Annotated in this window: 4 protein-coding genes; 2 read left to right on the forward strand and 2 right to left on the reverse strand. The window is 39.1% G+C overall.

The window, feature by feature from the left end; all coding sequences use genetic code 11:
* The first annotated feature begins 82 nt into the window (after window positions 1-82).
* Window positions 83-1,270, forward strand: coding sequence for a pyridoxal phosphate-dependent aminotransferase (locus tag A5295_RS02925; RefSeq protein ID WP_064621655.1), 1,188 nt, complete (start codon window positions 83-85; stop codon window positions 1,268-1,270).
* Window positions 1,271-1,289: 19 nt separating this feature from the next.
* Here A5295_RS02925 and A5295_RS02930 read toward each other — a convergent pair whose 3' ends face one another.
* Together A5295_RS02930 and A5295_RS02935 are read right to left on the reverse strand one after the other, a co-directional pair.
* Window positions 1,290-3,446: a glucosyltransferase domain-containing protein gene (locus A5295_RS02930; protein WP_219705514.1), complete on the reverse strand. Its 2,157-nt coding sequence runs from the start codon at window positions 3,444-3,446 to the stop codon at window positions 1,290-1,292.
* A 106-nt stretch (window positions 3,447-3,552) separates the two neighbouring features.
* A complete protein-coding gene (locus A5295_RS02935; RefSeq protein WP_004108881.1) occupies window positions 3,553-5,154 on the reverse strand; it encodes an ABC-F family ATP-binding cassette domain-containing protein in 1,602 nt (533 codons plus the stop codon).
* A gap of 284 nt (window positions 5,155-5,438) precedes the next feature.
* Between A5295_RS02935 and uvrA the strand changes: the two genes are divergently transcribed.
* Window positions 5,439-8,330: an excinuclease ABC subunit UvrA gene (gene uvrA / locus A5295_RS02940; RefSeq protein WP_219705518.1), complete on the forward strand. Its 2,892-nt coding sequence runs from the start codon at window positions 5,439-5,441 to the stop codon at window positions 8,328-8,330.
* Window positions 8,331-8,448: the final 118 nt, after the last annotated feature.

Consider the following 8,448-nt stretch of genomic DNA (forward strand, 5'->3'; position numbering starts at 1 on the left):
ATATTATTTATTATCTATTGAGCTGGGTGAGCAGTTTATACTGCAGCCCAGCTTTTGTTATGCCAAGTGTTAGGGTAGTTTCGTGCGATTTTCTTCTAGAGTAGATGTGAGTGAGCCAAATCCTATTATTTTAGCTCAGCGAAAAGCTATTTTTAATGGCGTAAAGCTTACTAAATTAAATGATTCCAATCCAACGTCTCACGGCTTAGCTCCTCAATGTTTAAGTGGACGTTACACAGCAGACCCTAGGGGTCCTAAGGAAATTCGCGATATTCTTTCAAACTTCATCAATAAGCGAGATAACCGCACTGAAAAGTCTGTTTCATCAAAGCTTAATCCAGATCAGCTTTATGTGCTTTCTTCAACTTCTCAAGCTTACGCATGGCTTATGATGCTTTTATGTGATGCAGGGGATGCCGTTATGGGACCAACTCCTGGATACCCTCTTATAGAGTCTATTGCTCGCTTGCAATGCGTGAATGCAATACCGTATCCTTTGCACTATGATGGTTCTTGGACTATTGATATTGCGCGTGTTAGAGAACTTTTAGAAGATGTGTCTTTGCGTATTAAAGCTCTTGTGCTTATTAATCCAAATAATCCTACAGGCTCATATGTCAAGCCTGAAGAACGTGAAATACTATTGCAATTATGTCGTGATAATGGTGTTGCGATTATTGCAGACGAAGTATTTTATGAATATTCACTTGAGCCTTTTGCTGGAAATGCTCGTCTTGCTGGAGAATCTTCCACTTTAGTTTTTGCGCTTGATGGATTCTCCAAAATGCTTGCTGCTCCTCACGCAAAAGTTGGTTGGATTGAAGTTTCAGGTCCTAAAGATGATGTTTATGAAGCACAAAAAAGACTTGACGTTATAGCGGATGATTTTTTGCCTATTGGTAATACTGTTTCTGAGCGAATACCAGAATTATTGCAATATGCATCTTCTCAAAGCGCTATTGTACGAAATCGTGTTATTAATAATCTGCATACGCTTCGAGAAACGTTGGCATCCACGCCTAAATGCTGTGTTAGCGCGTTGCGTGCAGAAGGCGGATGGAATATTTTATTGCGTGTACCATCTTGCATTGACGATGATGTATTAGCTTTGAGATTGATGAAAGATTACAATCTAGTTTCTCAACCTGGATATTATTTCGATATGCCAGTTAATGGGTATTTAGCATTGTCATTATTGCCAGAGCCGCAGCAGTTTATTAGCGGATTGCATGCGCTTCTTCGAACTGTAGATGCATTGTTAGAAGAATAGTAATTATATAAATAATTATTTAAAACAATGTCATCCAACTTCTAAACGCGAACCATAAGTTTGGATTAAAACGAAGCGTGCTGTCTTCACGTCCTGTAACAAACCAACTGAGTACAGCGATAGCAATAGAAGCAAATAGCAATACTGCTACAAGTAAGCGTATTGTGTAAGCAATAGTTTTTTTATGTAAAGAATTTTCTGATTGCAAGGTGGATGCATATTCTAAAAGCAAGCTAATTCCAATTGCGGCAGCTATAGCAAAAGACCACGCAAAATCAGCAATATATCTCCATCCGATACCAGCTTTTAAGCTGTCAAAAACAATAAGAACAAGCCCAACTATTATAGCTATTACGCTTGTGCGCCAAGCAATATGCGTGCGGCAGCGTTTTTTCATAATAAATACGCATATTATGCCAACTAATGCCAATGGTGAAAGTGTAAACATTCCGCCAATCATAGGCTCTGCGTATTGCCAACGGTCAAATGCGATAGGCTGAATACCAATCCAAGGAAAAGTTGGAATAAAACGCAAAGGTAGCGCAATATAGCTGAAAATAGACGGCAAAATATTTTGTGACGGCAAACGCATAGTCGTCATGTCAGTAATAGTTATTTGATACTCATTGCCAAAATTTAACGGTGAGCCAAAGCGCAAAAGATTATAAATGCCAAATGGAATTGCAGTAATTACGCATGGCAGTATCCAAGCTGCAAAATATTTAAAAGGCTTATGCCATGAAGAAACTTGTTTCCAGTTGCGCAAAATATTTGGTAAATCTTTTTCTATATGCGAATAAATTGCAGGAAGTGCAAAAAGAACGGCTATAGAAAAAGTAGGTCTACATCCTAGATTTAATGCGATAAAGAAAGAACCTAAAACAATATTTAGCAAAGAGTGTGTTTTATTAAAACCTAGGTAGCACCACAATCCAAGAGATGTGAAGAAAAGTGAGGCTGCCATAGGTACGGAATAAAATGACGTTCTAAACCACAAATACACTGTATTTGAAGTAATGAAGAATAAAGCAAGAACAATGGATGTCGTTCCTAAAGATACTTTTTTTGAAGTCTGCTCAATAATTCGAATAACCAATAGGGAGCCTGCGATAAGAAAACCAATTAAGAATATTATCGTAGCTACTGTTGTTGGAAGCATAGAGCCTTCTGGAGTCCATAGTCTTGAAATAATGCGATAAGGCAAAAATAGCAATATTGCTGGAAGAACTCCGAAGTAGGAATACCAGTGACCTTTGTAGTATGCGTAATCCCAATACATATGTTGTACTGAGTGGTTTAACAAATTATTTCTAGCCGTAGGATCGTAAGGATTTTGCAAGTGTTCTAATTCATTAGGAACAGGGAGATTTAAATGCACTTGACCTTTTAACAATGCGTCTGCAGTGTGAGCATATTGATCAAAATCATATGCATAATTACCGTTTGTGTAAAAATGCATAGGAGTTGCGTTTCGTAAATTCCAAAAAATAGTTATTAAACCAACAGCAATAAATGGAAGAAGAGAAGCAGCAAAGCAGCAACGTTGAATAAGACTATGAGTGTTGAGTTTAATTTTCCAAAGCTTGGACCAAGGATTCCAAAGCGTAACAAAAAATGCAAAAATAGCAAGTATTAATACGCGACCCCATGACCACCTAAAAGGCACTCGAACGTTTGCTCTTGAGTCTTCAATATTTAATATTGATCCTATTGGATGTTGCAGCCACACCCTAACAATGCAAGATTTTCCTACTGCTTGTTTTGGAAGTTTAAGCAAAGATGGGTTTAGAGAAGCAGTGTTTGTGCTTTGAGGTTTGCTTAAGTATTTGTTTGCTTCAACTAAAACATTGATGTTTGAAATAAGATTATTATTTTTGCTTTTCTTTTTAATAATCGCAGGCTCTAAGCGAATATAAGGCGAACTTCCGTCGGATGTTACTTCTAAATATGCTTCTGAAGGATCCGTTATAAGAATGCCGCCGGAATCTAAGCGTCTAATTCCAGAACCTATATCGTTGTGCGCAGAAATGCTATCTGTACTTCCTGTAACACTACTCCAAAATGGCAGATTTCCAATAGAACATTCAAATAAGGTTATAAGAATTATTACGATGAATGGTATTCGCAAAAAATGTAGCGCACGTTTTATGCAATGATTGTCAATTTGATTGCTTATACGACTGTTGGCACTATTCGCCGTATTTGGCAAAGTCTTAGACGCGTATGTTGAAATCACTGCTTAACCATTCTATTGCACAATTCAAGTAATTCAGTTCAACATTTTACTCTTCGGCAACTAAATCGAGATATTCGTCATTCCACAAATCTTCGTCGCCATCAGGCATGAGTAGCACTCGCTCAGGTTGTAAGGCTTGAACTGCACCTTCATCGTGTGTAACAAGAACAATTGCTCCCTCATACTTTGCAATAGCTTTAAGTATTTCATCTCGAGATGCTGGGTCTAAGTTGTTAGTAGGTTCGTCTAGTAGTAGCACATTGGCTTTGGAAGTTACTAGTGTTGCAAGTGCTAGACGCGTTTTTTCGCCGCCTGAAAGCACTCTTGCAGGCTTCATTGCGTCGTCGCCGGAAAACAGGAAGCTGCCAAGCATAGAACGTGCTTGCGTGTCATCCAGGTTTGGTGCAACGTGCTGAAGGTTTTCCAAAACTGTAGAATCCAAGTCTAATGTATCGTGTTCCTGTGCAAAATAACCTATTTTGCATCCGTGTCCGTATTGAACTTCACCAGTATCTGCTGTTTCTTCTCCTGCCAAAATGCGTAATGTTGTTGTTTTTCCAGCACCGTTATAGCCTAGAATGACAACGCGTGAACCTTTGTCTATAGCAAGGTTAATTCCAGCGAAAACAATATTAGAACCATACGCTTTGGAAATATCTTTTGCCATAATTGGAGTTTTTCCGCATGCAGCTGGTTCTGGAAAACGAATATCTGCAACTTTTTCTTGTTTTTGAGCTTCACTTGTTTCGCTTAATAAGCGTTCAGCTCTTCGCATCATGTTTTGAGCAGCAACTGCTTTTGTAGCTTTAGCATGCAAGCGAATGCCTTGTTTCATAAGACGTTCAGCTTTCTTTTCTGCAACTTCTCGTTCGCGACGACGTCTTTCTTCGTCTACTACGCGCTGATGCAAGTATGCTTTCCAACCCATTGAGTACATGTCTATTTTTGCAAGTTGAGCATCTAAATGCCATACTTTGTTGACTACTTCGTCTAGTAATTCTGTGGAGTGAGAAATTACTAGGAATCCACCTTCAAATCGTTTAAGATAATTGCGCAACCATATTATTGAGTCTGCGTCTAAGTGGTTTGTAGGCTCATCGAGAATTAATGTGTCTGCGTCAGAAAACAGAATTCTAGCAAGTTCTATGCGGCGACGTTGACCACCTGAAAGTGTGCCTAAAGCTTGTTGCATAACTTCTTGTGGAAGTCCCAGGCTGGTTGCCATCGATATTGCTTCAGATTGCACTGAATAACCGCCTGCTTTTTCAAAATCTTGCATTGCTTTGTCGTAGCGGTTCATAGCTTTAGTCATTATGTCTGGATCTGGATCTGTCATTTCTTTTTCCGCTTTGCGAATACGCAAAACGATAGAAGCAATATCTCGAGCGCTCATAATGCGATCTATAACACTTTGCTCTGGGTCTGCTGCGTGCGTGTCTTGAGGTAAGTAGCCTAAACCTCCACTAACTCTAACCGAGCCTCCTGCTGGCAGCATGTCTCCTGTAATAACGCGAGTAAGCGTAGTTTTGCCTGCGCCGTTTCTGCCGACTAAACCGATCTTATCTCCTTTTGTGACGTGAAAATCGGTAGGATTTAACAGCGTTCGCGCACCAATCTGAATGGTTAAAGCTTGTGCGTCAATAGGCATAATGTCTGTTCCGTTCCCCAAAATTTAGGCTGTTAGTATTTATTACTTATAAAAGTCATAACCAAACTCACTATTATACTGCTTACTGGTAACGAATACAGCATGTGGTTGATAGTCAAATACTTTACTTTTTCGAACACTTGTTCTATAATTTTCTTGTTGGTAATAAAATTGGGTATTGGTTGGGAATATTCAAGTGATTATGGGGAAGTGTGGAGGTAATTGTGTCAAAACAGGCGAATGAACAAAATGACTCGTTGCAAGAATTGCTTGATAATGCTCCTATGAGCGCTAACAGCGGTACTTTTATAGCTGATTTATCTAGTATTCCTTCTGAATGGAAAATAACTATCCAGGGTGCTAGAGAGCATAATCTAAAAAATGTAAGTTTATCGATTCCTAGGAATCGTATGGTTGTTTTTACTGGTCTTTCTGGATCTGGTAAGTCCTCGCTTGCGTTTGATACGCTTTTTGCAGAAGGTCAGCGACGCTATGTTGAGTCGCTTAGTGCTTATGCTCGCCAATTTTTAGGACGTATGGATAAGCCTGATGTTGATTTTATTGAGGGCCTAAGTCCTGCTGTTTCTATTGATCAAAAAACTACGAATCGTAATCCTCGTTCTACTGTTGGAACTATTACAGAAATATATGATTATTTGCGATTATTGTTTGCAAGGATTGGTGTGCCTCACTGTCCTGAATGCGGTCAAATAGTAAGTTCTCAAACTCCTCAGCAAATGACTGATTCATTGCTTGCTATGCCAGAACGTACGAGATTGCAAATTCTTGCTCCAGTAGTTCGTGGTCGTAAAGGAGAATTTAAAGACACGCTTGAGCTTTTGCGCTCAGATGGTTATGCTCGTGCGATTATTGACGGACAAATGCATGAGCTTTCTGAAGATATTACTCTTACTAAACAGAAGAAACATACAATTGAAGTAGTAGTAGATCGTTTAGTTATTAAAGATGGCATTCGTGTTCGATTAACTGATTCGATTGAAACAGCATTAAAACTATCTAAGGGAGTAGTAATTGCTGATTTTGTTGACGAACCAGAAGACTCACAAACGCGTCGTAAATCATTTTCGGAACATCGTGCATGTCCAAACAATCATCAATTAGAGCTTGATGAGATTGAGCCTAGAACATTTTCATTCAATGCTCCTTATGGTGCTTGCTCTGAATGTTCCGGCATTGGATACAATCTCGAAATTGATCCTGAACTTGTTATCCCAGACCCAGACAAATCTCTTGCGCAAGGAGCTATTGAGCCGTGGGCAATGAATAAGTCAGCTGGAATGTATTATCAGCACATACTTTCAGGACTTGCTAAAGATTTGCATTTTGATATGAATACTCCGTGGAAGGATCTAGCGGAAGACGTTAAACATGACATCATGTATGGTCATGATTTCACAGTTCAAGTTTCCTACACAAATAGGTGGGGGCGTCAGCGTGAATATTCTACTGGCTTTGAAGGTGTAGTTCGTACGCTTATGCGCAAACATGACGAAACTGATTCTGATCAAATGCGTCAATATTATGAGTCGTATATGCGTGAAGTTCCATGCCAAAAATGTAATGGAAAGCGTTTACGCCCAGAAGTTCTTGCGGTTACAGTATCTAATACTTCCATAGCTGAAGTTTGCGATATGCCAGTAGAGCGAAGTCTAGCGTGGGTAAATGCTTTGCATTTGGATGGTTCTCAAGCAGTAATTGCAACAGAAATATTAAAAGAGATTCGTGCTCGACTTGGTTTTTTGAACGATGTGGGTTTAAGCTATCTTACTCTTTCAAGAGCTGCAAAAACTTTGTCTGGTGGAGAGGCTCAACGTATTCGTTTAGCTACTCAAATTGGATCAGGTTTAGTTGGTGTTATGTACGTGCTTGATGAGCCGTCTATTGGATTGCATCAAAGAGATAATGAGCGTTTGATTGCAACATTGCATCATCTGCGAAATCTTGGTAATACGCTTATTGTTGTCGAGCATGATGAAGATACTATTCGTCAGTCCGATTGGCTTGTTGATATTGGTCCAGAAGCTGGCGAGCACGGAGGAGAAGTAGTATATTCAGGTCCGTCTGATGGAATTATTAAAGCTCAGCGTTCAATTACTGGAGATTATATTGCTCACAGACGCTCAATAGATGTGCCAAAACAACGTCGTAGTGTAGACGAAAATCGTATGCTTCATATAATTAATGCCCATGAGCATAATTTAAAAAATATTGATATAAGCATACCTTTGGGAGTATTCACATGCATAACGGGTGTATCTGGATCTGGTAAATCAACACTTATAAACTCAATTTTGTATCCTGTTCTTGCAGACAAACTAAATGGTGCTCGAATTGTTCCAGGAAAGCACAAACGTATTGATGGTATTGAGCTTTGTGACAAAGTAGTGCATGTCGATCAGAATCCTATAGGAAGAACTCCTCGTTCTAATCCAGCAACTTACACTGGTGTTTGGGATAAAATACGTTCATTGTTTGCTCAGACTCCAGAAGCAAAAGTTCGTGGCTATGGTCCTGGTCGCTTCTCGTTTAATGTTAAAGGAGGCAGATGTGAAGCATGTCATGGCGACGGTACTTTAAAAATAGAAATGAACTTTTTGCCTGACGTATACGTAGAGTGTGAAGTTTGTCATGGTAAACGTTACAACCGTGAAACTTTGGAAGTTACATATAACGGAAAGTCTGTTGCAGATGTTCTTAATATGCCTATTTGTGAAGCTGTAATATTTTTCAAAGCATATCCTTCTATTTCTCGATATTTAGATACTTTAGTAAAAGTTGGCTTGGGCTATATTCGTCTTGGTCAAAGCGCAACAACACTTTCTGGCGGTGAGTCTCAACGAGTAAAGCTTGCTACAGAGCTGCAGAGAAGATCTACTGGTAAAACAGTTTATATTCTCGATGAACCTACTACTGGACTGCATTTTGAAGATGTTAGGAAACTTCTAGCGGTTTTGCAATCTCTTGTAGATAAAGGCAACAGTGTTATTGTAATTGAACATAATCTTGATGTTGTGAAATCTGCAGATTGGATTATTGATTTAGGTCCAGAAGGAGGAGATAAAGGCGGAACCTTAGTTGCAGAAGGTAGTCCTGAGAGCGTAGCGCGTAATGGCGAGAGTTGGACAGGTAAATTCCTTAAGCAAATGTTACATTAAAAGTTCAAAAAAGTTACCGATCTGTAATTTGCTGAACTGAGAAATTTACTCGACAAATCTTATGAATAGTTGCATAAATCTTGTTTAGGAAAGGAGGTGAAAATGAAAGATAATAATC

Source organism: Gardnerella sp. 26-12 (genome assembly GCF_001660745.1).
Taxonomy (GTDB): Bacteria; Actinomycetota; Actinomycetes; order Actinomycetales; family Bifidobacteriaceae; genus Bifidobacterium; species Bifidobacterium swidsinskii.

Excerpts from the sequence above, each read along its gene's own strand:
- A5295_RS02935 (WP_004108881.1), bottom strand. The coding sequence starts at position 5,154 with ATGCCTATTGACGCACAAGCTTTAACCATTCAGATTGGTGCGCGAACG.
- uvrA (WP_219705518.1), top strand. The coding sequence starts at position 5,439 with ATGAGCGCTAACAGCGGTACTTTTATAGCTGATTTATCTAGTATTCCT.